At 47.2% G+C, this 26,269-nt stretch carries 23 protein-coding genes; 12 read left to right on the top strand and 11 right to left on the bottom strand.

Going from position 1 to position 26,269, the window contains the following annotated elements; genetic code table 11:
* The first annotated feature begins 7 nt into the window (after positions 1 to 7).
* Genes NE536_RS07470 through NE536_RS07455 form a run of 4 tightly spaced genes read left to right on the top strand, consistent with a single transcriptional unit; the run spans position 8 to position 2,595 of the window.
* The gene (locus NE536_RS07470) at positions 8 to 934 is read left to right on the top strand and encodes a MotA/TolQ/ExbB proton channel family protein (RefSeq protein WP_261272307.1); all 927 of its coding nucleotides are present in this window, start codon (positions 8 to 10) and stop codon (positions 932 to 934) included.
* Positions 918 to 1,388, top strand: coding sequence for an ExbD/TolR family protein (locus NE536_RS07465; RefSeq protein WP_107949941.1), 471 nt, complete (start codon positions 918 to 920; stop codon positions 1,386 to 1,388). The genes NE536_RS07470 and NE536_RS07465 overlap by 17 nt, the downstream gene beginning before the upstream one ends.
* Positions 1,388 to 1,792, top strand: a complete 405-nt coding sequence (locus NE536_RS07460) for an ExbD/TolR family protein (RefSeq protein ID WP_012197834.1) — start codon at positions 1,388 to 1,390, stop codon at positions 1,790 to 1,792. Before NE536_RS07465 ends, NE536_RS07460 begins: the two co-directional genes overlap by 1 nt.
* The gene (locus NE536_RS07455; protein WP_261272306.1) at positions 1,789 to 2,595 is read left to right on the top strand and encodes an energy transducer TonB; all 807 of its coding nucleotides are present in this window, start codon (positions 1,789 to 1,791) and stop codon (positions 2,593 to 2,595) included. The genes NE536_RS07460 and NE536_RS07455 overlap by 4 nt, the downstream gene beginning before the upstream one ends.
* Before the next feature lie 108 nt (positions 2,596 to 2,703).
* Here NE536_RS07455 and NE536_RS07450 read toward each other — a convergent pair whose 3' ends face one another.
* Positions 2,704 to 3,450 carry a class I SAM-dependent methyltransferase gene (locus tag NE536_RS07450; protein WP_107949945.1) on the bottom strand — a complete coding sequence of 249 codons (747 nt, stop codon included), beginning with the start codon at positions 3,448 to 3,450 and terminating at the stop codon, positions 2,704 to 2,706.
* A gap of 266 nt (positions 3,451 to 3,716) precedes the next feature.
* Between NE536_RS07450 and NE536_RS07445 the strand changes: the two genes are divergently transcribed.
* Together NE536_RS07445 and NE536_RS07440 are read left to right on the top strand one after the other, a co-directional pair.
* Positions 3,717 to 5,981 carry a bifunctional diguanylate cyclase/phosphodiesterase gene (locus NE536_RS07445; protein ID WP_261272305.1) on the top strand — a complete coding sequence of 755 codons (2,265 nt, stop codon included), beginning with the start codon at positions 3,717 to 3,719 and terminating at the stop codon, positions 5,979 to 5,981.
* 92 nt (positions 5,982 to 6,073) lie between these two features.
* The gene (locus NE536_RS07440) at positions 6,074 to 6,919 is read left to right on the top strand and encodes a 23S rRNA (adenine(2030)-N(6))-methyltransferase RlmJ (protein ID WP_261272304.1); all 846 of its coding nucleotides are present in this window, start codon (positions 6,074 to 6,076) and stop codon (positions 6,917 to 6,919) included.
* A 68-nt stretch (positions 6,920 to 6,987) separates the two neighbouring features.
* Here NE536_RS07440 and NE536_RS07435 read toward each other — a convergent pair whose 3' ends face one another.
* The 3 genes from NE536_RS07435 to NE536_RS07425 are packed head-to-tail and all read right to left on the bottom strand — an operon-like array spanning position 6,988 to position 9,396.
* A complete protein-coding gene (locus NE536_RS07435; protein ID WP_261272303.1) occupies positions 6,988 to 7,743 on the bottom strand; it encodes a lytic transglycosylase domain-containing protein in 756 nt (251 codons plus the stop codon).
* Positions 7,743 to 8,780 carry a DUF3137 domain-containing protein gene (locus tag NE536_RS07430; protein ID WP_261272302.1) on the bottom strand — a complete coding sequence of 346 codons (1,038 nt, stop codon included), beginning with the start codon at positions 8,778 to 8,780 and terminating at the stop codon, positions 7,743 to 7,745. The genes NE536_RS07435 and NE536_RS07430 overlap by 1 nt, the downstream gene beginning before the upstream one ends.
* A 49-nt stretch (positions 8,781 to 8,829) precedes the next feature.
* Positions 8,830 to 9,396: a LemA family protein gene (locus NE536_RS07425; protein WP_006084661.1), complete on the bottom strand. Its 567-nt coding sequence runs from the start codon at positions 9,394 to 9,396 to the stop codon at positions 8,830 to 8,832.
* Between the two features lie 563 nt (positions 9,397 to 9,959).
* Between NE536_RS07425 and NE536_RS07420 the strand changes: the two genes are divergently transcribed.
* Positions 9,960 to 11,582, top strand: a complete 1,623-nt coding sequence (locus NE536_RS07420) for an AbgT family transporter (protein ID WP_106648966.1) — start codon at positions 9,960 to 9,962, stop codon at positions 11,580 to 11,582.
* Between the two features lie 74 nt (positions 11,583 to 11,656).
* Here the strand turns inward: NE536_RS07420 and NE536_RS07415 are convergent, their stop codons facing one another.
* The 4 genes from NE536_RS07415 to NE536_RS07400 all read right to left on the bottom strand — a co-directional run bounded on the left by NE536_RS07415 (position 11,657) and on the right by NE536_RS07400 (position 16,704).
* Positions 11,657 to 11,980, bottom strand: a complete 324-nt coding sequence (locus tag NE536_RS07415; protein WP_261272301.1) for a hypothetical protein — start codon at positions 11,978 to 11,980, stop codon at positions 11,657 to 11,659.
* A 37-nt stretch (positions 11,981 to 12,017) separates the two neighbouring features.
* Positions 12,018 to 12,281, bottom strand: a complete 264-nt coding sequence (locus NE536_RS07410) for a hypothetical protein (protein WP_259505421.1) — start codon at positions 12,279 to 12,281, stop codon at positions 12,018 to 12,020.
* Between the two features lie 133 nt (positions 12,282 to 12,414).
* Entirely contained in the window at positions 12,415 to 15,549 is a 3,135-nt protein-coding gene (locus tag NE536_RS07405; protein ID WP_261272300.1) for an efflux RND transporter permease subunit, read from the bottom strand.
* A 9-nt stretch (positions 15,550 to 15,558) separates the two neighbouring features.
* The gene (locus NE536_RS07400) at positions 15,559 to 16,704 is read right to left on the bottom strand and encodes an efflux RND transporter periplasmic adaptor subunit (RefSeq protein WP_261272299.1); all 1,146 of its coding nucleotides are present in this window, start codon (positions 16,702 to 16,704) and stop codon (positions 15,559 to 15,561) included.
* A 914-nt stretch (positions 16,705 to 17,618) separates the two neighbouring features.
* Between NE536_RS07400 and NE536_RS07395 the strand changes: the two genes are divergently transcribed.
* Positions 17,619 to 18,356 (top strand): TorF family putative porin, encoded by a 738-nt coding sequence (locus tag NE536_RS07395; RefSeq protein ID WP_261272298.1) that lies wholly within the window; start codon positions 17,619 to 17,621, stop codon positions 18,354 to 18,356.
* 125 nt (positions 18,357 to 18,481) lie between these two features.
* On the opposite strand, the gene NE536_RS07390 is transcribed toward NE536_RS07395, so the two are convergent.
* Positions 18,482 to 19,171 (bottom strand): DNA-3-methyladenine glycosylase I, encoded by a 690-nt coding sequence (locus NE536_RS07390; protein WP_006084667.1) that lies wholly within the window; start codon positions 19,169 to 19,171, stop codon positions 18,482 to 18,484.
* 207 nt (positions 19,172 to 19,378) lie between these two features.
* On the opposite strand from NE536_RS07390, the gene NE536_RS07385 reads away from it, so the two are divergent.
* Positions 19,379 to 20,026 carry a glutathione S-transferase family protein gene (locus NE536_RS07385; protein WP_261272297.1) on the top strand — a complete coding sequence of 216 codons (648 nt, stop codon included), beginning with the start codon at positions 19,379 to 19,381 and terminating at the stop codon, positions 20,024 to 20,026.
* Between the two features lie 25 nt (positions 20,027 to 20,051).
* Here the strand turns inward: NE536_RS07385 and NE536_RS07380 are convergent, their stop codons facing one another.
* A complete protein-coding gene (locus NE536_RS07380) occupies positions 20,052 to 20,582 on the bottom strand; it encodes a thioesterase family protein (protein WP_006079446.1) in 531 nt (176 codons plus the stop codon).
* 184 nt (positions 20,583 to 20,766) lie between these two features.
* Entirely contained in the window at positions 20,767 to 22,806 is a 2,040-nt protein-coding gene (prlC, locus tag NE536_RS07375; protein WP_261272296.1) for an oligopeptidase A, read from the bottom strand.
* Positions 22,807 to 23,074: 268 nt separating this feature from the next.
* On the opposite strand from prlC, the gene NE536_RS07370 reads away from it, so the two are divergent.
* The 3 genes from NE536_RS07370 (at position 23,075) to gorA (ending at position 26,136) form a co-directional block, all read left to right on the top strand.
* Complete coding sequence (locus NE536_RS07370) at positions 23,075 to 23,866, top strand: hypothetical protein (protein ID WP_261272295.1); 792 nt, start codon at positions 23,075 to 23,077, stop codon at positions 23,864 to 23,866.
* A gap of 168 nt (positions 23,867 to 24,034) precedes the next feature.
* On the top strand, positions 24,035 to 24,598 hold the full coding sequence (locus tag NE536_RS07365) for a hypothetical protein (protein WP_261272294.1): 564 nt from the start codon (positions 24,035 to 24,037) through the stop codon (positions 24,596 to 24,598).
* Positions 24,599 to 24,777: 179 nt separating this feature from the next.
* A complete protein-coding gene (gene gorA / locus NE536_RS07360) occupies positions 24,778 to 26,136 on the top strand; it encodes a glutathione-disulfide reductase (RefSeq protein WP_261272293.1) in 1,359 nt (452 codons plus the stop codon).
* The last annotated feature ends 133 nt before the right edge of the window (positions 26,137 to 26,269 follow it).

The raw sequence follows: 26,269 nt of genomic DNA, 5'->3' as shown, positions 1-26,269 counted from the left end.
AAAATTGATGATGTTGAAAGCCGTTTTACTCTCATTGACGCTACTTGCTGTACCACTCACCGGTTGGGCGCAGGAAAATGCCAGTGCCGATAACAGCCAAGCCACGTTACCGCTCAACACTGAGACTCATGCCATTGAGCAATTGTCTTCAGTACCTGAAACGGTAGTTTCGGGTGTGCAACAGCCAACGGAGGAAGCTTCCGCTACAGATGTGTTAGCAACATCGACTTGGTGGAACGATGCCCTCGCGCTGCTAGAGACGGGCGGCACAGTAGTGGTGATATTGCTGCTGATGTCATTGGTTGCGATGACGATTGTGCTGATGAAACTTATCCAGTTTCAGCGAGCCGGACTGTGGCAACGTAAACCCGCAAGGCAGGGATTAGCGCTATGGCAACAAGGCAAGCAGGAAGAAGCATTACAGCTTGCTGCGGTAAGCCGTAATCCCACTGCACAGGCAATGGCACAAGCGATTCGTGGCATCACACGCCAACTGCCTGAACCTTTGGTGCGTGAAGAAGTGCTGCGTTATGGCTGTAATGCGCTATTTCAGTTAAGACGCGGATTGCGCCCACTAGAGGTCATAGGTTCATTGTCACCACTACTGGGATTACTGGGCACGGTAATGGGTATGATCGCCGCCTTCCAACAACTCCAAGCGGCGGGTAATAAAGTGAATCCGGCGATTCTATCGGGCGGGATCTGGGAAGCCTTGCTCACCACAGCGGTCGGCTTGTGTGTCGCAATCCCAGTGGTGGCATTGCTGAACTATCTAGAACGGCGCGTCGATCACCTCGCTCATGAAATGGATAACTTAGTGACGCAACTGTTTACCCCAGAGTTATCGGCGGCCAGCACTTATCAAGCACCAAGCACAGTGGTTACACCACTCACAGCCAGTAACAAACAGGCACGCCATGCAAGCGCCCTTTAGTCAACGACCAAGACTCACGGCTCATCCTTCAAAACGTAAAGCTGTGATTAGCTTAACGCCACTCATTGATGTGGTGTTTATCCTATTGGTGTTTTTTATGCTGTCTTCCAGTTTTCTAGACTGGCGCACTGTGGCGCTCGATACCAGCACGGCAGGTAGCCCCGATCCCGCTGAGCAAGCGCCATTTTTAGTACAAATTAGCGTAGACCAACTGCAACTAAACGGCGAAACGATCACACTGGAAGCATTACAGCAAAAAGCACAAGGGCGCCAGCCTGCAAGCCAAATGGTGAGCCTACAGCCGCAGGCGGATACTCCAGTACAAAGGTTAGTGCAGGTATTAGATGCACTTAATGCAGCAGGGATTGCGCCGCTAACACTGGTAGAAGACTCCAATTGGCAACCCGCACCTGCGACGAAAGCGGACGGCAATAACATGGAGAACAGCCACTAATGCATTTTCCTGAACGTCGGCCGGACCAAACAGAAGAACGTATTTTGCCGCTGATTAATGTGGTGTTCTTGCTGTTAATCTTTTTTATGATCGCAGGTAGCCTTTCCGTGACAGCACCGTTTGATGTCACTCCACCGGTCTCGCAAAGTGATGGCGTAGATGAACCGGATGCCGTGCTCATCCTAATAAGCCGTGAAAACAAGCTCGCACTCGATAATGAACCGATTACGGAAGCAGAACTGTTAGCACGCATCAATATGCTGCTGTCCGCCGAGCCAGAAACCCAAGTCACGCTAAAAGTTGATGGTGAGTTATCGGGAAACCAGCTCGTGCATTTTACCCAAGCCTTGTATGGCGTAGGCGTTAAAAAGCTGCGTTTATTAACTGAGCTGGGGGCCAAATGACAGACCAAGAGTTAGCGCCGAGCATAGCGCAGTGCGGTATAGCTTTGCTGTTAGCGGCTTTTTTGCACATCGCCTTAACGGCTGCAGTGTTTTGGTCACCAGCAGTAATAACGCCCACGGGTCAGACTAAAGCGGTTGGCAACGGAGGGATTGAAATTTCCTTAGGGCCTGCAGGTAGCGCAGCGAGTGCTCTGCCACAAACGGCGGCGCCAGTTGCTGAGCAAAAATCTGAGCCAATTACAGAGCAACTCGATAAACCAGAACCATTGCCACCCGTGGCAAAGAAAGTCACTCCCACACCACGCCCCAAACCTAAACCCATAACGCCAACGCCTCAAGATGAGCTAACAACTCAGTCCGAGGTAAATGAGCAGCATAGCAGCCCAACCGAAACCCCATCGCCGACAGCATTAGCAGCGTCGGCCAACGAAGTAGGTCAAAGTGGTGAAGGCCATTCCGCAGAACAGAATAAAGCGGCTAGCGGCGATAACATGACTGGAGGAGGTTTGCTTGGCGATACCCAGGACTACACTGCGACTTTATTAGCTTGGTTAGAGCAACATAAGGAATATCCGCGTACGGCACGTAATCGACGCCAGCAAGGCACAGTTATGCTGTATTTTGTGTTGGACCGCCAAGGCAGAGTCAGCGCGAGTCGAATTGAGCAAAGTTCGGGCTATCAAACATTAGATGCAGAAGCACTAAAAATGTTGCAGCGAGCCCAGCCCTTACCTGCCATACCCGATGCAATGCCAAACGAGACGTTAGAACTTGTTGTGCCAGTGCAGTTTTTCTTACGTTAAGCTGCACCGTGAAATGGAAGATCCAGCGGACAAGTTGTCTACATGGTCATCATATTTAATGAGTGCCTTGCTTGTTTGTCTGAGCAATCATATAAATAGGTATAAACCCTACTTCATCGCGGCTTTTACGTAGACATCAAAACGGTTTTTCTTAGTTTCGATAACCGTATTTGGCTTAACCCCGTCCAAATCTTCGGCGTAGTCTGGGCGCTTAACGACGACACGTTTCGTTGCTAAAGCTAAAGCGGGGGCGAGTAAACCATCGGCATCTAAATCGGCACCGACTAAGGATTGGAATACCCGCATTTCCTTTTTAACGAGGGCCGATTTATCGCGGTGGGGATACATAGGGTCGAGGTACACCACATCCACCTCTTGTGCCAATTTAGATAGAGCTTCAAGGCTCGAACCGTGGAACAGACGCATCCGCTCACGCATCCAATCGCCGATTTCAGCATCCTGATAGGCGCGACGCAGGCCGTCTTCAAGCAATGCCGCAACCACAGGATGACGCTCAACCATAGTCACAGTGCAACCAAGGCTTGCAAGCACAAAGGCATCGCGCCCTAAACCCGCAGTGCCATCAACCACACTCGGTGTAACCCCTTGCTTTAATCCCACGGCTTTAGCGATGGATTGGCCGCGACCACCACCGAACTTACGTCTATGGGCGACGGCGCCAGTCACAAAGTCCACCACTATACCGTCGAGCTTAGGCTCATCGCGTTTATGCAGTGATAAAGTATCTGATTCAAAACGCAATTCGAAGGTCGCATTCGCATCGTAGACGAGTTGCCAACGTGCACAAATATCCACAAGTGTTGGGTATTGCTGATTGAAAAAAATCGGGGTCACAGGCTGTCTTCTAACCAACGAAAATGATGGCCATTATGCCTAAAAATCTCGTTTATGAATATGCCAGTCAGCAAATCACATCAGCAAACTCATCACTGTCTTAGTCAATTTGTCGCAGTGCACCCTTAAAGATTCAAACAAGCATCACACTGTAATACACTGATTTATAAAGATAGTAATCTATTTGTATAACAATTAAGTGATTTATGTTATATGTTATATCCCCAGTCAACCTGCGTGACTTCCGTATGGGATAAGGACTCTTTTTGCTTCAATGGCTGAAAGGTTTTTTGTTTATTAGGGATCAAGACTTTTTAAATCCTGATAGAACAATATTAAAAACCAGCTTATTGCGGATTATTCTGCTCAGTGGCGCGATGTTGACCGCTAGCATAGTGCTGCATAGCTCTTTAATTGCGTATCAGTTAAACCTCGCTTTCATTATCAGCATTACGGTCAGTTTTTTAACCGTACTCTTCTTAACTTTATGGTTTACCCGCAAATATTTACTCGCCAGCTCAATTAGCCTGCTGGCTATGGTCATTGCCGCCTGTATTTCTATACTCTTGTTTGTCCCAGACTTTAACTTATCCCAGGCAGGGATTACCTTCTTATATACCTTGCCCTTAATGGCGCTTTTTCTATTTGGTAGAAAAGTGGCCGTTATCATGATGTTTTTTAATGTATTGCCTTTTTTACTGCTGCTGCGTAACCAAAATATTCCCCCGATTATTGATATTGATATCAGTCTGCCTGCGACCCACGCTTATCTGAATGGCTTGCTGTTTGTCTTTTTTAATATCTGTATTCCCTTGTCGGCGATGCGCCTGCTAAAAACCCAGAAAGTCCATGCGCAGCAAATGATCCAGCATCAAAATGATCTGCAACGTACCTTAGATCAATATGCTGAAATCTTTGAAAATAATGGTACCGCTTCCTTCTTCTGTAATGAGGAAGGCGTGATTCTCAACCTGAATAATGCGGCCAAAGAAATCGCCGGAGAGGTCACACTAAACCGCACTCGCCTATGTGACATTTTTGAACTTACCGAAGATACCAGCACAAATTTACTGGCGGCCGCGTTTCCGACCCATTTAAAGAACAACAACGACGCTAAATATCTGCTGCAGAAAGCCTCATTAGAGCACCATGACACTTTGTTGTTTCACTGCCACGATGTCACAGAACAGGCAAACCATGCGATTGAACTAAGCCGACTTAAAAAGCATCATATCAGCACACATTTCTATGATTTAGTGACCGGATTACCCAACGAGAATCACTGGTATAACCCAGCCCCAAGTACGATCCATTTGGATATGACAGTCGCCTTAGTCAAAATTGATAATCTGAGTCAAATCAATGCGGCATTCGGTATCAGCGTCGGGGATGCCATCCTAAAAGCCTTTGCAACTGAACTCAAAAATCGCTTTGGGCATCACGCAAAAATATACCGGTTTAGGGGAGCCTCATTTGCGCTTGAGTTTACCAGCCTGCCGCTGATCTCCCCCGAAAACCTCGCGCAGCAATTACGCGAGCGTATTCCAACACACCTGCTGCTTAAGCAAGAACAACAGATTGAATATCATCTCGAGTGCCGAGTCGGTTGCAGTTCGGGCAATAAGGCCTCACCGCAGCAAGCCGCAGAGCAATGTTTAATTGCCATAAAACAAACCACCCAAGCTAGCCCAGTAATGGTGTATTACATTGGTTTAATTAATAATCTTCTTGAAGCCTCATCACAGAAAGCCAGAATTCGTGATGCATTAAAACATAATCGCCTTGAAATGTGGCTCCAGCCTAAAGTGATGGCCGATGGCCACATTATTAGCTTTGAAGCACTGGCACGAATGTTCGATGAAGACGGCACTATGATTATGCCAAACACGTTTATCCCCATCATAGAGTCATCCCAATTGCAGGCGATTTTTGCGATAAAAGTCTTTAGGCAATTACTACAACTGATCCGTTCTTGGCCGAAAAATGTGCCTCTGGTCAGGATTGCCTTCAACTTATCTGGGCAAGATATTTTGTCGGATCGCTTCTTTAAGGTGTTGATCCAAACCTATATGAATCACCCCGAACTCATCCCATTATTAGAAATTGAGATTACTGAAACCTCAGTATTTTCAACCCATAAAGAAACGGGCCGACGCTTAAACACCTTGGCTCGTATGGGAGTGTCTATCGCCATTGACGATTTTGGTACTGGCCATGCCTCATTAAGCCAACTCATCGATATCAGTGCCGACACGATTAAAATCGACCGCTGCTTTGTCAGTCAAATGGGCATTAGTGAACGCCATACCCAAATTGTGAATGCCGCCATCCTGTTAGCTAAGAGCTTAAAACTCAACGTCATTGCCGAAGGTATCGAAACCGAAGCCCAGTTATTGCAACTCACAGCGTTAGGATGTGAACAATTTCAAGGCTATCTATTTGGCAAACCCGCACCTGCGAATCTATGGCTGAAAACCTTTCAAATGCAAACCCCCACACACTGGTTTGCTAATAAACAGAGCGCCAACTGAGGCATTAAATTTACGCCTACAAGCATCGCAGGTATAATTGGCGTCAGGCATTTGCCTCTCTTTGCTTTGTTTGCAAATTACTAGGATCCCCCATGTTAAGTTACCGCCATGGTTATCACGCTGGCAATTATGCCGATGTGTTGAAACACGCCATCTTGCTTCAAACATTGCAGCTGATGCACAAGAAAGACAAACCACTCGTGTATATCGATACCCATGCGGGTGCGGGTGGTTATGCTTTAAGCGATGAATTTGCACAAAAAACCGGTGAGTACCTCGAAGGTGTAGCTAAGCTTTGGGATAAAACTGATCTGCCGCAGTCGCTGCAGGACTATGTCGCCGCCGTGCGTCATTTTAATGAAGAAAATCCTGACGAACTCAACTTCTACCCAGGTTCGCCTGCCATTATAGACATGGAACTGGGGCCTAAAGATCGCATGGTGCTGCACGAGCTGCACAGTACTGATTATGTGTTGCTGGACGATTATTTCTGCGAAGACAGGCAAGTAAAAGTGATCAAAGGTGATGGCTTAAAAGGCCTTATCGCCGCAGTGCCACCATTAGAGCGCCGCGCTCTGGTGCTCGTCGATCCTAGCTACGAGATAAAAACCGACTATCAAGATGTGGCCGAAACCCTGATCAAAGCGCATAAACGTTTTGCTACGGGCGTGTTTATGCTTTGGTATCCAGTGGTAAATCGCGCTCAGACCGAAGGCATGTTATCGCGCCTCGCCAGCAGTGGTATTAAACGTCAGCTAAGAATTGAGCAAGCAATTAAACCCGATTCGGATGAGTTTGGCATGACAGCGGCAGGGTTATGGATCATCAATCCGCCTTGGAAGTTAGATGAAATCGCTACCGAATTAATGGATTACTTAGGTAAGACGCTCGGACAAGCGGACGGTAATATCACAGTAAAATGGGAAGTCGGCGAATAACCTTCTACTCAAATGGCGGCGATGATCTCAGGTTTTCGCCGCTTGATTTAAGTTCACAAAGTCTACAGCTAAACGCCCTTCTGCTCGCGATAACGCTTCAATAGAATTTTCACACGCTCAACATAAGCTTGAGTTTCAGGATAGGGCGGAATGCCATTGTACTGCACCACAGTTGTCGGCCCCGCATTGTAGGCCGCGCAAGCCAAGGCCACATCCCCGTTAAACTGTTTTAGCATTTGCGCCAGATACTTACTGCCACCTAAGATATTTTCTTCGGGTAAAAACGCATTTGCTACACCCATTTCTTTGGCCGTTTCAGGCATTAATTGCATCAATCCCATAGCGCCAGTACGCGACAATGCACTCGCATTAAAGGCTGATTCTGCGTGGATCACGGCGCGGATCAAGGCGGGGTCAAGTTGATGTTTATGGGCAGCACGGGTGATCAGGGCATCATAATTGGCGGTAAATAAACGAATACCATTCCAATCTATGGTCGAGTCGGGGCGACAGGCGAAACAGTCATACAACAGAATTTGATATGGGTTATTGGCAGGGGCTTTGTCGGTAAATACAGTGACGCCATTGGCTTGTTGGTATTGATAAATCTTGAGTTTTTCTAAGCCTTCACGGCTGACTATGCCGCTCTCTGAATATCTGGCAACGATACGCGGCTTAGGTTTTACGCTTGCCTCCTCCGCTTTTACACTCACCATCAGACTCGATATCAGCCATAAACACAGACCCAACACGGCAAGGCTGCGAGGCGATAAAAAGGCAGCTGCCATTTGTATACGAGTCGGTGCTGAGCGAGTGAGCAACATCAAAGTCCCGTGTGCTGATTAAGTTTAAGTACTTCAATAATAGCAAAGAGTTGCTTCATCTCTCGGTTTATCTGACTAAATTCTACTGAAAAGGTCGCGCCATTAAAAATGGACTGCATTTGAAAACGCGTTCTGCGATTTGGCAGGGACATAATCAACTTGTTGCGAAAGAAAGCGCATTGAATATTTCCACCAAAATGCTTGGCAAGTTCCTGTAAGCGCTCCATAAATGCCTTATTGAGCAAATAGCGAGACTCTACTTGATCCGTTGAAAATACATCAAACTCTTTTTCGAATTGCGGATCTTCAAGTTTCACTCGCACTAGTCCGGCATGGCTGTCGGACAAGAAATTCGCTAAACCACCGCGATCCCTCAGCACCACAGTGTGGCCGATAAACGCTTTATGGCTACTCAGCTCAACCACTAAGCCACTAAACTGGGTTTCGGTGCGGGTAACGGTTCTGCGCCTATTGGTGCTGGCATCCAGTTCTTCGACTTGCACATTCTTGGTCAAGGTGAGTTCATTTACAGTTAGCTCAACGCCTTTATAGCGGCCTTGAATATAGTCACCGAAACTGACTTTATCGTATTGCGGCAACACTTTAGCCGCAACAAGTCGATTCATATCGAGGCGCATTTCACGGCTATAAACAAAATCATCACCGAAATATTTAAACATCAGTGGATAAATATCCCGCTGAACCAAATGTTTAAAATCTCGAGTCGGTGCAAAGCTCCACCAGCTCAAGCCAACTAAGGCAAGCAAAGGTAAAGGCGGGAAATACGCGCGACCACTGTAGTAGCCAATAACGGTGAGCAAGCTCAGCCCAAGCACTATCATTAAACTCAAATATAAACGTTTACGCGCCGCCTTAAGACAGGCCACACGCTTATTTTCATATTTACGACTAATGGGGGCGAGGTGTTCTTCGTAATACGCTTCGAGTTGAGGAAGTTCATCCAAATCCGCAGACAAACCAACATGACCCCGATAAGTTTGAATCGGGCTACCTAAAATGAAGGTTAAAATATTCATATTGATATCATAGTATTGCAGGGTGATAGCTCACCCTGCACAGCTAGGCTTACAAGTATTCGGCCGCATCTATGGGCGCTTTTGCCGCTTCGCTCCCTTCATAAAAAGGCATAACTTTAATACTCGCCATTGAAGCGATAATCGAGCCAGGGAAGATTTCAACAGCAGTATTCAGCTCTGACACTGCCGAATTATAGAAACGTCTCGCAGCGGAGATATGCGCTTCGACTTCGTTATAGGTCTGCATCGCCTGCAGCATAGTGTTGTCGGACTTGAGCTCAGGATAGTTCTCCACATTCACCATCAAGGCGCCCATTTTGTCGTTCAACTGCTCAGCCTGAACTAAATGCTCTTTAACGGCACTCGGATCAGCCTTGTTATAATTACGGCTAAGCTGAGTACGTAATTCGGTGATTTCAGTGAGCAACGACTTTTCATGATCCATAAATCGTTTAGCGATTTTTAGAATATTAGGCACAAGATCGGCACGCTTAGTAAGTTGTACATCAATACCCGACAGGGCCTCGAGTGCGGTATTGCGCTTTTTGACTAAGCTGACGTACCAAAGATAGGTCACGATAAAAATCAGCGTTAATCCCAATAACAATTTTTCCATCTTCCATCCTTAGGTTTCTTATTCTTGTTAACAGGATACAGCTAATCATAAATGAGTGGAAATTTCACCTATGGCACAGATTAAGTCGATGAAATTATTCGCTGGTCAGAGCTGGCGACAGTAGAAGCAGTTATCTAGAGCTTCGACCACCAGCAAAATCCCACTTTAGGCCATAATCTTTGTTCATGTGAATTAAAAAGCACTATAAAAATAGAAATTTAACAATATTCAGCTCCGATACAGCAAACAAGGTCTATAGTGTTATGGCACAACATTAGAGCATCCAATTTTGCTCGTGAATACTGGACTCCTCGAGAGTCCATTTTTTTATCCTATTTTTTCCTAACCGCTTCAACATCGCCCATCGCAACATTTAAGTTTCAATTAAAACTTAACAATCATACTTTCCGGCTAATTTTTTAACTTTTACCTTAGCTTTCACCCAGAGTATTTGCAGCCAGAGTAATCTCCCTCAGCCACGTCATCGGCCGTCGGCAACGCCTCGCGCCAGTTCTAGGGTAAAAGATAGTGCGCTGCGCAAAGGTCGACATAAAGGAAGTACGATGAGTTTTAATTCCGGTGATATCCCCCCAAAAAAGGCTCCTGAGCCAAATCCACAACATGGCGATATCAGCACCAGTGGTTGGTTTGTGCGTTTTCTCAATATTGTTGAACGCTTAGGTAATCTTCTTCCCCACCCAATCACCCTTTTCGCACTGTTTTGTGTTGCTGTGGTCATTATTTCAGGCATCGCAGGTTACTTTGGTTTAACCGTTGTCGACCCAAGGCCCGTTGGCTCCCATGGCCGCAGTGCAGACGGGTTAATTCATGTGGTTAGCCTAATGAACGCCGAAGGCTTGCGAATGATAGTGTCGCATTTGGTGACTAACTTTACCGGATTTACACCGCTTGGCACTGTGCTCGTCGCACTTCTTGGCGTCGGGATTGCTGAGCGTTCTGGCTTATTATCCGCCGCTATGCGTGCATTAGTCATGGGCGCCTCAAAGCGATTGGTTACTGTGACCATAGTCTTTGCCGGCATTATGTCTAACACAGCCGCCGAGCTTGGCTATGTGGTGCTTATCCCTATGGCAGCGATGATTTTCCATTCCCTAGGTCGCCATCCTCTGGCGGGTTTGGCTGCAGCTTTTGCAGGGGTTTCAGGAGGCTATAGTGCTAACTTGTTACTGGGTACTGTCGATCCCTTATTATCTGGCATAACCGAAGCAGCTGCGCGCATGATAGATCCTGAGTACAACGTCGGCCCAGAAGTGAACTGGTACTTCATGTTTGTTTCCACCTTTGTGATCACTTTCCTCGGCGCCTTTGTTACCGAGAAAATCGTCGAGCCTAAGTTAGGCAAATACCAAGGTGAAGATGCGGATGAAACCGTACTGCAATCAATGGAGAGCGTTAGTGCGATTGAAAAGCGTGGCTTAAAATGGGCAGGGTTATCTATGTTAGTGCTCGCCGTTATCCTAGCGCTTTCAGTCGTCCCCGAAGGTGCACCGCTGCGTCATCCAGAAACTGGCCTTATCTCAGGTTCGCCCTTCCTCAAGGGTATAGTCGCCTTCATCTTTATTTGTTTTGCCATACCGGGCTTTATTTACGGCAAAGTCGTGGGCAGCATCAAAAATGATAAAGATGTCATCAATGCCATGTCCCACAGCATGAGCACTATGGGCATGTACATCGTACTCGTCTTCTTCGCCGCGCAGTTTGTCGCCTTCTTCAACTGGAGTAATTTAGGTGCGGTACTCGCAGTGTTAGGGGCTGATGGGCTGCAATCCATAGGTCTGACTGGCCCTATTGTGTTCCTGTTCTTTATTATGCTTTGCGGCTTTATCAACTTGATGCTCGGCAGCGCCTCGGCACAGTGGGCCATTACCGCTCCGATTTTTGTGCCTATGCTGATGCTGGTCGGCTATGCGCCCGAAACAATTCAAGCGGCATACCGTATTGGGGACTCAGTGACTAACTTAGTCACACCTATGATGAGCTACTTTGGTTTGATATTAGCGGTCGCCTGTCGTTACCAGAAAAACCTCGGTATAGGCACGCTGATCGCCACGATGCTGCCGTACACCCTGGTGTTTTTCGTGGGTTGGACAGCGTTCTTCTTCCTGTGGGTATTTGGTTTTGGTCTGCCCGTCGGGCCGGGCGCTGCAACTTACTACACGCCTTAATCGCAATAAAAAGGGCGTCGATGATCAAGTCGACGCCCTTACTTTATCGGGTTGATCCACTAAAACCCGTAGATTTAGTCGTATAGCCATTCCATTAACAGACTGCAGATCATCAAAAAAATACCGAGATTAAACACATAGGTTTGCAGTGTGGATTTTTCTGGCGTGTCTTTGGCTTGCGACACGATTTGGCTTACTGGCATAAAAAAGAATTGCGGTGCTAATCCCATTCCCACAAATAACACGGCAGCACCGACGCAGCGGGTTAACTCGGGCACTGCAAGCGACTCTAAATAAAACGCATAAACGCCATAGGCCAAAAACGCCAGCGCTATGGTATAGCATATCATTCCCACGATAAGTTGCTTAGTTGCAAGATTACCCCACGAAAACACCATGTCACCCCTACACTCAGCTTAACCAGAACTATTGATGCTATTGGGCGCGCAGTTTATCTCGCTTACGATGAATCTGCACCCACGTAAACCAACCAAATAAAATGCCGCTAATGGGATAAATATAGAGTGCTCTTTGCAGTTCCGCCCAGAATGGATCGCCCAAGATAAAATAATGGATTAAGGCGACCATAAGGGACACCAACATACCCCAGAAAAATACGCCAAAGACTAAAATGACGTACATCTTCCCCTTTGCAAGTAGTGCATCTAGTTTTTGCAATTCCAATGCTGCATCATCCATGTTTCGTCCTCTTAACGGCCTAAGCGCAATATGCCAGAACTCGCGCACAGTGCCTATCCATCTTTATAACTAACAGCATTAAAATAACAAAAAGCCCCGCAATTGCAGGGCTTTAGTTTAGAAACGACTGAGCTTATTCAGCTGAGCTTGGCTTCTCTTCTTTAGCTTTCTTCTCACGCTTACTGAAGATGCGCTCCACTATCACGAAGAATAATGGTACGAAGAAAATACCTAGGAAGGTCGAGCTCATCATACCGCCAAGTACCGCAGTACCAATGGCGTTTTGGCTACCAGAACCCACACCCGAGCTAATGGCTAACGGCACAACACCTAAACCAAAGGCAAGAGACGTCATCAAAATAGGGCGCAAACGTACACGTACCGCATGCAGGGTCGCCTCGACTAAGCCAGAACCTTTCTCGTAGAACTCTTTCGCGAATTCCACAATCAAGATGGCATTCTTAGTTGCCAAACCTACTGTGGTTAACAGTCCTACTTGGAAGAATACGTCGTTTGGCAAGCCGCGACCGTTCATTGCAATCAAGGCACCGATGATCCCGAGTGGCACCACAAGCACAACGGCAAACGGCACCGACCAGCTCTCATAGAGTGCAGCGAGTACGAGGAATACCACTAAGATCGACAAGGCATACAGCGCAGGCGCTTGGTTACCCGATAGACGCTCTTCGTACGATAAGCCGTTCCACTCAACACCAAAACCAGGAGGAAGCTGCTTAGCAAGGTCTTCCATGATTTCCATCGCCGCGCCGGTACTGAACCCAGGAGCCGTAGCACCCTGAATGTTCATAGACGGTAAGCCGTTAAAGCGCTCTAGACGTGGGGAACCGTATTCCCATGTACCCGTCGCAAAGGCTGAGAATGGCACCATGTCGCCCTTGTTATTGCGCACATACCAAGTGTCTAAGTCTCCTGGTTGCATACGATACTGGGCATCACCTTGCACATACACTTTCTTCACGCGGCCGCGGTCGATAAAGTCGTTCACATAAGAACCACCCCAAGCCGTCGCAAGCACGCTGTTCACATTGGTGATTTCAATGCCTAACGCGCTTAACTTAGCGTGATCTACATGTAATTGATAAATCGGCGCATCTTCTTGGCCATTAGGACGCACGCCCACCAGATTTGGATTCTGTGCCGCCATGCCCAGTAGTTGGTTACGTGCCGCCACTAACTTCTCGTGACCTTGGCCGTTCTTATCCTGCAAGTACATGTCGAAACCGTTCGCCGTACCCAACTCGATAACCGCAGGCGGTACGAAGGCGAAAACTAAGGCATCTTTCATCTGGCCGAACACACCCATGGCACGACCCGCAATAGACTTAACATCCATGCCTGGCGCTTCACGCTCAGACCAATCCTTCAAGCCAACGAAAGCGATACCCATGTTTTGCCCTTGACCCGCAAAACTGAAGCCCGCCACGCTAAATACCGATCTCACGCCTTCTTCAGCCATAAAGTGATCAGACACTTTCTCCAATACTTTTAGGGTGCTTTCTTGGGTTGAGTTAGTCGGCAAAATCGCTTGGGTAAACAAAATACCTTGGTCTTCGTCTGGCAAGAAGGCGGTAGGCATACGGATGAAGATCCAACCCACTGCAATCACCAGCACAACATAAATCGTCATCACTCTGAAGCTGCGTTTGATGATACCGGCTACGCTCGATTCATAACGATTAGTCAGCTTATCGAAAGTACGGTTAAACCAACCGAAGAAGCCTGTTTCTATGTGACCATGGCCCTTCTTGACCGGCTTGAGCATAGTCGCACACAGTGCTGGCGTTAAAATCAACGCCACCAGTACAGACAGCGCCATCGCAGAGACGATAGTGATCGAGAACTGACGGTAGATCACACCCGTTGAACCTGACATAAATGCCATAGGTACAAACACAGCAGATAGGGTCAGACCAATACCGACTAAGGCACCGGTAATTTGGTCCATCGACTTACGCGTCGCTTCGAGTGGACTTAAGCCCTCTTCGGACATCACCCGCTCGACGTTTTCCACCACCACAATCGCATCGTCCACCAGCAAACCGATGGCGAGCACCATAGCGAACATGGTTAGGGTATTAATCGAGAACCCTGCCATCGATAGAATCGCAAAGGTACCCAGCAATACCACAGGTACCGCAATGGTCGGGATCAAGGTTGCACGGAAGTTTTGCAGGAAGAGGTACATGATGACGAACACAAGTACGATAGCTTCAAGCAAGGTATGCACCACACCTTCGATAGATTGCTCTACGAAAGGTGTTGTATCGTATGGATAAACCACTTCTAACCCCTGCGGGAAGAAAGGCTTCATCTCAGCAATTTTTTCACGAACCGCTGATGCGGTATCCAGAGCGTTAGCACCCGTTGCCAGCTTAATTGCTAACCCTGTTGCAGGTTGACCATTATACAGTGACACCACGGCATAACTTTCAGAACCTAACTCAACTCGCGCCACATCACCGAGGAAGACATTTGCGCCTGAAATATCCGATTTAAGGATAATCTTGCGAAACTCTTCCGCCGTTTGTAAGCGGCTTTGAGCCGATACCGTCGCGTTCAGCTCTTGGCCAGCCACAGATGGCGCGCCACCTAACTGTCCAGCGGAGACTTGAGCGTTTTGAGAACGAATCGCCGCAACAACATCTAAGCTGGTTAAGCTGTATTGAGTCAGCTTCAACGGATCTAGCCATATACGCATCGCATATTGGGCACCGAACAGCTGAATTTCACCTACGCCCGGAACACGGCTCATAGGATCTTGAATGTTCGCACCCACGTAGTCGGCAATATCGCCTTTATCTAACGAACCGTCGGTCGATACGAAGCCTAATACCATTAAGAAGCCTGAACTCGACTTGTTAACGTTAACCCCTTGCGACTGTACTTCTTGCGGTAACAGGGTCATAGCGCCCTGTAACTTGTTCTGAACTTGAACCTGTGCAATATCCGGATCGGCTTCGGCGTTGAAGGTTAAGGTAATAGACGCATTACCAAAACTGTCACTGGTTGAGGAGATATAACGGAGGTGATCGATACCCGTCATACGTTGCTCAATCACCTGAGTCACAGAATCTTCAACAATCTTAGCGGAAGCGCCAGGATAGTTAGCACTGATCACCACGGTCGGTGGTGCAATGTTAGGATATTGAGACACTGGCAGCGAGCGGAGCGAGAGGACCCCTGCCAGCATGATAATCAAGGCGATCACCCACGCAAAGATGGGGCGATCAATAAAAAAACGTGCCATAGCTATGCCCTATTGTGCTTGCGTTTCAGAAATAACTTTGGTGGTTACTGGAGCGCCGGGACGAACTTTCTGTAATCCTTCCACAATCAACTTATCGCCCACAGCTAAACCAGAAGTGACTCGCCATTGGTTGTTAATCACTTCAGCGGTCGTCACAGTTTTCGCTTCGACTAAACCTTGGTCATTCACCACCATAGCCACAGCTTCACCTTTAGAGTTACGCGTGATGGCTTTTTGTGGAATTAAGATAGCCTGTGGATCAGTACCCGCATTCAACATAGCGCGAACATACATACCAGGTAACAAGATACCTTCAGGGTTAGGGAATTCAGCGCGCAGAATGACTGAACCAGTGTTTGGGTCCACACTCACTTCGGCGAACTGTAACTTACCTGGATGGCTGTATTGTGTGCCATCTTCGAGCAACAATTGCACGTCTGCATTTTCTGACGCTTGTAGCTTACCTTGCTTCAACTTAGCCTTAAGACGTAACAACTGCGCACTCGATTGCGCGATATCCACATTGATAGGATCAAGTTGTTGAATCGTCGCCAATGTTTGGCTTTGGTTGGCAGTCACTAATGCACCCGCAGTCACACTCGATTTACCGATACGACCAGAAATAGGCGCTAATACTTCAGTGTATTGCAGGTTGATTTTAGCTGTGTTGATCGCAGCTTCTGCCACTGTGACATTCGCTAATGCTTCTTTGTAAGCCGCTTCAGCTTCATCAAATTCTTGCTTACTGATGGCGTTGGTTTTCACCAGTTGCTGATAACGTGCCGCCTTAGCTTTTGCTGAGGCTAAACCCGCATTGGCTCTGGCTAAATCGGCATTGGCACTGACTAACGCAGCTTTGTAAGTTGAAGAGTCAATCTGATACAAGGATTCACCCTGTTTCACATTGCCGCCTTCAACAAAACTACGCTTAGTGATAATACCGTTAACCTGTGGACGAACTTCAGCCTCGAGGAAAGCTTTACTGCGTCCAGGTAATTCCACCTGAATCACTTGTGGCTGGGCAACAACATTAAGGATTCCCACTTCCATACTACGTGGGCCAGCGCCCGCCTGAGCTTTCTCTTCTTGAGGGCTGCAAGCTGCCATCCATAACGCCACGCTTATAACTGAGGCAAGTTTAATTGTCTGCCGCATGAGAACTCCTTCAAATATTAACTGCCCACATACCAGTACACTTATTGCGCTGACACGAGCCGTAATTGTAACTAAAATCAAATCCGTTATTTATCTCATAGCCTATATGAATCAACAAGGAAGATAACGAAACTAAATTGTAAACTAATGAAAATTTTCACTCATTCGGCATTACTATATTCATCGAATTGTTATTCGATTTAAGAATCCCGTTAACTTTGAGCAACATTGTTAGAGGGATATGCCGTAAAACACCCAATAAGCCTACTCCATATTGAATATGTTGCAAATCTGTTCATATTCTACACTTAGCGCAGGCCAAGGCACACAGCTCAACGGCGTTAGCTTAACCGCCACTTGTTGCAATAATTTGTACATAGAGACGAAAACACAGCGCTGCTGTTTTTACTCAGGCCACTCTCAGCATCTAGCCGTTAAAAACGACCCTATTAAAACTGATAATACCGAAAGAGAGTAAGCAAAGAATTGGCTTCAGACTGCCAGCGCGTAAAAAACATCATTTAGCGGATTAATGTGCAATTTGTTACCTCAAACCGCTTAATATGGTCGAAATGCGGTGCCAATGGTTTAAGTCAAACCCACAACAATAAAATTAACCGTCTCAAATCATACTGAGCGGGTTATTTTAGTGATTCCCCATAGGCGGAGCAAACCCGAAATCCAGTTTAATACCCCATTAAATGAAACTCAGACTCCCACAAATAACACTTCTTTAATGACGAATATTGCTTACAAAGCTAAAAACTCCTCGCTTTAAAACGCATTTGTTCATATTCATTCACATATTTTCGTGATTGGTTCATTCCAAGCATCACGGCTATTCACAACTTATTTTTACGATAATGTTGCGCTAACAACTCCCAATATTTTGAAATAATTTTGAGATAATGATTATGAAGACTCGCACTACATTTTTGCTTAGCGGGGCGTTACTTTCCCTTGCTATGACTGTCCAAGCGGCCGATGACAACCAGCTCTTAGGCGGTACGATTAATGCCAATGTTAACTTTGCCTCCGATTATGTATTCCGCGGTGAATCTGAAACCTTAGATGGTGATATCCCCGTAGTGCAAGGCACCTTAAGCTGGAATCATAATGAAGGTTGGTATGCAGGGGTATTTAGCTCCAACATCAAGTTTGCCGATCCTAATTTAGAGATAGTTACCGCGCCTTTTATCGGCAAAGCTGGTGAATTTGGCGACTCAGGATTTACCTATGATGTAATGCTATTTTCATACCTCTACCCGGGTGCATCCTATTCAAATTACACAGAACTCTGGCTCAAAGTGGGCAAACAGTTTGGCCGTGCCAACCTGCAATTAGAAGTCACGCCCACAGTCGATGACTGGTTTGGTGTCGATGGCTGGCACGGCGTGAACTACGCCTTGCACCCAAGCTACAACTTCAATAATGGCGTAAAAATCTCAGGCTCTGTCGGTTATCAAGACTTGAGCGGTGAAGGTGCCGAAGGTTGGGGACACTGGAACTTAGGTCTAAGCAAAATGTTCTACGGGCTTAATTTTGATGTCCGTTACCACGGCAGCACAGTCGATACCGACCATAAAGTCTATGGTACTCAGACTGAAATCTTCGATGACAGATTTGTGGTTGGCATCAGCAAAAGTTTTTAAGTTTAGTTAGTCGCGTTATCCGCTGCTTCCCTGCGGCACTCCAGTGGCTTGATAAATAGAGCCTTGACCAGCCCCCGCGGCTGGTCTTTTTTATGTTGCGCTTACAAGTGCTAAATCTAAATATCCTAAATTCGATTATCCCCTACACTACAGGCCAAAATACGGCTGATGTCGGCCAAACAACGCCCTGATTCCTGTTGCCACTGATTAAATACAGCTTGTACTTGTTTAAGCGCTGTCTGCGACGTAAAACCCGCATCGACCAATTTGTGCGCTTTAAAATAGCCTTGCACATCATCGGTTAACAAAAAGGTATCTTTACCAATACCGCGCAGAAAATAAGGACCTGTGTTGCCGCCAAGTCGAGTACCACGTTTCTTCAACAGTGCCCATAAACCGATAATATCCTGCGTCGGCCAAGCGGCGATCAGCTGCGCCAAGCTGCCATGTTCGCGAGCAACATCGTGGATCATTAAGGCGTTGTCATAAATAGCTTGGGTCTTTTTTAGATGGCGGATCAGCGTCGCATCACTCGCCCGCGCTTGAATTTGTTCAGGGGATAACATCAACACTTTATGCGGTTCAAATCCGAAGAATGACTTCTCATATTCAGGCCATTTATTAACAACCACCCGCCATACAAAACCACTTTGAAACACCTGACGGCTCATCGCTGACAATAATTCAGCATCACGATACTGGCGAATTTCATCATCGGACAGGCAACCAGACAACAAGGCTTCGAGTCCCGCAGCCCCGCCTTTGCGCTCACTGGCTCTGGCATAAATAGATGAAAAACGCTCTAACTGGCTCATATTATTACCTTTAAAATGATTAAATCCCGACACTTTTGATATGTCGTTAATAATACCGATTTTTATCCTTGATGGATCATTTGGCTGTGCAGCTAAAAATTGTGTTTACCCCTGCATTTTTTAGAAAAACTCTTACAGCAAGCACCTTAATTACGACTAAAGTTAAGGCGTAAAGTCAGTAAAATTCAGGGTTTGGAGTTAGTGCCTATGGAGCTTTTTTATCACCCGTTATCACGCTATTCACAGAAAGTGCTCATCGCACTTTATGAAAAGCAGGCCAACTTCTACCCCAGAATCATAGATCTACGCGACCCTTTGTCTCGCAAGGAATTTCACCAAACCTATCCACAGGCAAGAGTTCCGCTACTCAAAACCCAGGATGATCAGTTGATCCCCGAGTCCAGCATTATTATCGAATACCTAGATAGGCATTTTAATAACAGTACCCAGTTGCTCCCCCAAGAACCGCAACGCAACTTACAGGTGCGTTTGTTCGATCGCATCATAGACAATGATATTAATAACCCATTATTTCAATTAGAAAAGTTGAAGCATACCGAGGACAGCAACGAGTTCGAAATCAAACAATTAGAGAAACAACTACTGGCCCAGTTTCAACGCTTAGACACGCAACTCACGCAACACCATTGGGTTTGTGGCGACAGTTTTACCTTAGCCGACTGCGCCCTAATCCCTTGTTTAAGTTATAGCTTTCAACACTTAAATCTATTGGATTTGGATGAAATCGTGCGCTATTGGCAACAGGCACAATTGCGCGGCGCTTGGATGTTAGTACAAGAAGAGGTGTTGCTGGCTGAAATGGAGGAAACGGCGGGAATAAGAGGCATACCTTAGCGGGGTAAGTCATGCCTCAACAAGATCACATATTGCGTTCTTTCTTCAACTGCAAAAATGCTTTCCACTTCACGACTTCTGGCGGTAATTCAGGTGCGGCATCAGTATAACCCGCCTCTTTCACTAACACATCGAGCGGCACTTGCTTACCTTTGCACACAAATACACCGCGCACATGGACGATACAATGTAGGCCACGTTCGCTCACAAAGCGTTGTTCAATATAGAAATACTTCTCATCCCAACCGACAACTTTAGTTTCAATTTCAAAGGTTTTTAGCGGCTTGATATCGCGAATATAGGTAAACTCGGCGGCGTTAACTATCGGCATCCACTTCAACTTTAAGAAACGTTTCAATAGACCCATCTCGGCCAGCATATAAGTCCGCGCCAGATCCATAAACGCGGGATAGCGGGAATTAGTCAGATGGAAATTGATATCGCAGTCGCTCGGTAAAGCACGATACGTGATACGGCTTGTCCCTAAAAAATCGATCTTACGGCAGTGACGCGTGCGCCAAAATAACAACCAAAACAAACGAAAATACAGATTCATAACGAGTCGCCCTTGGAATAAGAGCCACAGGCTAACAGAGGTCATACCACAGGGCAAGCGGGATCTATGTCACAAAAAAGGCGTCAGATGACGCCTTTTTATCGTTTAGCAAAACTAAATGCTCAGAGAAAATCAGCCCGTTATAATGGGCTGATTTATCAAGGTGAACAATTGCTTATCTAGCTTATGCAGCAATGCCTGAATGTCTTAACAGGGCATCGATATTCGGCTCACGTCCCATAAACTGTTTGAACAAGTCCATAGGTTCGGCTGAGCCACCCATTTCGAGGATATTGTGCAGGAAGCGACGACCCGTTTCAGGGTTGAAAATCCCTTCCTCTTCGAAGCGGGAAAACGCATCCGCCGACAGCACTTCTGCCCATTTATAGCTGTAATAACCCGCAGCATAGCCGCCCGCAAAAATGTGGGCAAAACCATGTTGGAAACGGTTAAAGTCTGGCGGCGTTAATACGGCTACCTGACGACGCACTTCGTCTAAGGTTTCTTGAATGCGCGCGCCTTTAGCGGGGTCGTATTCGTGGTGCATTCTAAAATCGAACAACGAGAACTCAAGTTGACGCAGCATCATCATGCTAGATTGGAAGTTTTTCGCCGCCAGCATCTTATCTAACAAGGCTTTAGGTAATGGCTCACCCGTTTCGAAGTGACCAGAAATTTCGGCCAAGGCTTCTTCCTGCCAGCACCAGTTTTCCATAAATTGGCTCGGTAACTCGACCGCATCCCAAGGCACACCATTGATACCCGACACGCCTGCAACATCGATTTTGGTCAGCATATGGTGAATACCATGGCCAAATTCGTGGAACAGGGTTGTCACTTCATCGTGGGTGAACAGCGCAGGTTTGCCATCGACCGGGCCATTAAAGTTACAGGTCAAATAGGCCACTGGCTTTTGTAATCCATCGGCGGTTTGACGGCGTACGCGGCAGTCATCCATCCAAGCGCCACCACGCTTACCCGTGCGGGCATATAAGTCGAGGTAAAAACTGCCTCTGTGTTCGCCGGTTTCGTCATGAATATCGAAGAAACGCACGTCCTTATGCCAACGGTCAAAGTCTTTTTGCTCGACAATCTTAAGACCGAATAAACGCGATACTGTGTAGAACAAACCCGAGAGCACTTTATCTTCGGGGAAGTATGGACGCAGGATTTCCTGTGAAATCTCATACTTATGCTGCTGCAACTTCTCGGCATAGAAACTTAAGTCCCAAGATGCCATTTCGCTCACGCCGTATTCCGTCTCGGCAAACGCTCTCAGCTCGGCCAATTCAGCTTTAGCCTGATCCTTTGAGCGCAGCGCTAGCTCATTTAAAAATGCCATCACCTGCGCCGGCGTTTCAGCCATTTTCGTCGCTAGGGATTTGTCGGCAAAACTGTCAAAACCGAGTAACAATGCGAGTTCGTGGCGCAAAGCAAGGATTTCGTCCATCAGCGGGCTGTTATCAAACTCGCCAGCATTGGGACCTTGATCCGAGGCGCGCGTAACGAAGGCGCGGTAACACTCTTCGCGAAGACTGCGGTTTTCGCTGTAAGTCATGACAGGTAAATAAGAAGGGAAATCTAAGGTGAATAACCAACCGTCTAACTCACGCGCATCGGCCATTGCCTTAGCGGCGGCTTTGGCAGACTCAGGCAAGCCAGCAAGCTCAGCCTCATCTGTGATCAACTTAGTCCAAGCTTGAGTCGCATCCAGTAATTGATTCGAAAAGCCACTGGTGAGTTCAGAAAGACGTTTGACCATTTCGCCATAACGCACTTTTTGCGCGTCATCTAAGCCAATACCCGATAGTTCAAAATCGCGCAGGCTGTGTTCAATCACCCTCTGCTGGGCTTGGCTCAATTGTGCAAATTCATTCGATGCACGCAGGGCTTTATAGGCTTGATACAAACCTTGGTGTTGACCAACATAGGTGCCGTATTCCGACAATAATGGCAAACAAGCATCATGAGCAGCGCGCCATTCATCGGTACTGGTCACTGAATTCATGTGAGAAACGGGCGACCAAATTTGGCTCAGTTCATCGTCAACCTGTTCTAGTGGCGCGACCAAGTTGTCCCAAGTGTAAGGACCTTGATTCTGCAGCACTTGATCAATCTTAGTGCGGCACTGAGCAATGGCATGCTCAACGGCGACTTGAATATGTTCCGGTTTAATCTGTGAAAAAAGCGGTAATTTTGCGCCGCTAAGCAAAGGGTTGCTCATATTGACTCCTCAACAATCTGTATCACTTATAGATAAGGGCTAACAGGCTATTTATCAAGGCGAGAAAACCGATTGCCCCCTTCGAACGCCTTGCTAACGCTATTTCTACTTAAAAAAAGTGAACTCGTTCGCATTTAGCATTTACGCTTAATGTACCTAAGCATTATTGTCGGCTTGATCGCAAATCGAATCAATTCGCATTAACACTTATCTATGGGGAAGGTATTCTCGCCCTAACAAACGCATTTCTACCTAAATCAGCAAAAATATGGCAACACACTCAGTAAAACTGATGGCGAGCATCCTCTGCACTTTAGGCATCAACGGCCTTAGCTACAACGCATTCGCCAATGAGAGCCTAGAAAGCATCGAGAGCATTTCAAGCGCCGGATTGTCCAGCCAGAATAGCCAAGCCTTAGCAGTAACACTGGATTTAGGTTGGGACAGTCAATACGTCTCACAGGGTCGTAATAATCTGCAAGATGGCGGCATCTATTGGCTGAATGCCGCAGTCCAGCAAGACAATATCACCGCCTACGCTTTAGTTGGCCGCGGCGATAGCCAAGCCTACACTGAGTGGAATATCGGCTTTGAATATGGATTCGACGTGGCCGAAAACCTAGAGGCTAATGTGGGATATCAACGCATTGAAGGCTACAGCAATAGCCGTTGCCACGATAACGAGCTATTTGCCGAACTCGCTTACACAGCTGAACCTTGGCTAGTACCATCGGCAAGTTATGTCTATTCCACCGAGGCTGCGGGTTACTTTGTTGAAGTGAGTTTACACAGCTATTGGCATGTCACAGATCAGCTCAGCCTCACGCCATACATCACTCAAGGGTTTGATTTTAAATACCGCACAGAAGAACACGATGGCCGCAATAACTTGCAATTTGGCCTCGAAGCCAGTTATCAGCTGTCATCCTACCTGAGTATCGATGGTCACATCAGCCACAGCATTGCCCAAGGAGATATTGAGCAAGAAGCGACTGCGAATGGCGATATGAGTTCGCAAGATGAGACCTATGCCGGCATCCACTTTGCGATGACGTTTTAACTCCATTCTTAGCGCCGTGGTTTTTAGCTCAGTGTTTTGTAGCGTCGTATTACAACCTTCCTCTGTCAATTTATCCCGCTCCATTTGGCAAAATAACGCTCACTAACTACACTCAAAACGTCGACGGAACGACTCACCATTCATATCGATTTTGCCGAGGAACAGGGAATGTTAGCCCAGCACTTTTATCTCATCCGCACCGCCGTTATTGCCTTACTTCTGTTTTTTCTCCCAGTCATACACTCGGCTGACGCACAGCAATTACTTGAACTTGAGCCTGAATCTGAACCGAGTCTGGAGTCCTTATCACAATCGACACAAACCGCACCTTTGCCCCTAGGCACCTTGCTCGACAGTGATGGCAAACCGATTAATCTGCCTAACCAAGTGCAAAGCAGTTTCGAGTATTCGGCTCCCACTCTCACGCCAGCAGAGCCATCCAAAGCCACTAAATCAACTAAAGACACGCAATCGACCAAAGCCACTAAGAGTAAAAAACTCAGCCGCAAGCAACAACTTGCCAGCCGTGAACACGTAGCCAATGATCCCAACTGCCGCTGGCTCGATAAACGTATGGATCAGTTAGAAGCGCAACTCGGCGGCAAACAAGATAATGCCGCTACGCATCAAGCCGACGAACTCAGCGCCCGCCAAAAGGAATGGCAATGTTTGAAATGTGGCGCAGAAGGTCCCGCTCAAAACGATCACTCTAATTGCCAATATCGCCGCTAGACGGCGACCCGATGAACAGCTGATGCCCAGTTCGGGTAAGTGTAAAGTTCAGGATCTTTTTCAGTCAAAGTACGGTCTTATGCGTTAGTCATGCAATGGGCTGGTCTGTTATCGCAAACACCCCTACAATGACCTTCTGCTGTAAAGCATCTCATCCTTGAAGTAAGACGGAGAAACTCATGGCTCAACATTTTGACTATATCTGCCTAGGCGCAGGCAGCGGCGGTATCGCCTCAGCAAACCGAGCAGCAATGCGTGGCGCTAAGGTTCTACTCATCGAAGCCAAACACGTAGGTGGCACCTGTGTAAACGTAGGCTGTGTGCCGAAAAAAGTCATGTGGTATGGCGCCCATGTTGCCGAAGCGATGAACCTTTACGCCAAAGATTATGGTTTCGACGTCACTGTTAATAAATTCGATTGGAATACCTTGGTCGAAAACCGCGAAGCCTACATTGGCCGTATTCATGATGCCTACGGCCGTGGTTTTGCCAACAACAAAGTGACCCTGTTAAATGGCTACGGCCGTTTTGTCGATGGCAACACTATTGAAGTGGACGGCGAACATTACACTGCCGATAACATCCTCATCGCCACTGGCGGCGCGCCGACTATTCCGAACATTCCTGGTGCCGAATACGGTATCGATTCCGATGGTTTCTTCGCCCTACGCGAGCAACCAAAGCGCGTTGCCGTTGTTGGCGCGGGCTATATCGCCGTTGAAGTCGCTGGCGTGTTACACGCTCTAGGCAGTGAAACTCACTTATTAGTGCGTAAACATGCGCCGCTGCGTAACTTTGACCCCATCTTAGTCGATGCCCTCGTTGAAGCCATGGCGACCGAAGGACCAACATTGCACACCCATAGCGTACCCAAGGCTGTGGTTAAAAATTCCGATGACAGCCTAACACTGAGCTTAGAAAACGGTGAAAGCATCACAGTCGATTGCTTGATTTGGGCAATTGGCCGTTCACCTGCGACGGGCAATATCGGCTTAGAAAACACCGAAGTGCAATTAGATAGCAAAGGCTATGTCATCACTGACGAGCAACAAAATACGACTCACAAAGGAATTTACTGTGTCGGCGACATTATGGCGGGCGGTGTAGAGCTCACCCCAGTTGCGGTTAAAGCGGGCCGTTTGTTATCCGAGCGTTTATTTAACGGCATGACAGATGCCAAAATGGATTACAGCCTGATCCCAACGGTCGTGTTCAGCCATCCACCAATCGGCACTATGGGTTTGACCGAACCAGAAGCGCGCACTCAATACGGCGATGATAACGTTAAAGTGTATACCTCGACGTTTACCTCAATGTACACCGCCGTAACTGCCCATCGCCAAGCCTGTAAGATGAAGTTAGTCTGCGCTGGCAAGGACGAAAAAGTCGTCGGTATTCATGGTATTGGTTTTGGTATGGACGAAATCCTTCAAGGTTTCGGCGTCGCTATGAAAATGGGCGCAACTAAGGCCGATTTCGATGCGGTCGTTGCTATCCACCCGACGGGCGCTGAAGAGTTCGTTACTATGAGGGGTTAATGTAGAAAACCCACCTACACACGTTCGTACTGTAGAAATACTGAGAGGCCAGAGCATCGTTCTCTGGCCTTCATTTATCGACTCATCGATTCACGGCCTCTTCTAACACGTTTATGCCCATTCCAAACTAGCA

The organism is Shewanella septentrionalis (assembly GCF_025370265.1).
GTDB lineage: Bacteria > Pseudomonadota > Gammaproteobacteria > Enterobacterales > Shewanellaceae > Shewanella > Shewanella hafniensis.
This window is presented reverse-complemented; position numbering and strand designations above follow the sequence as displayed.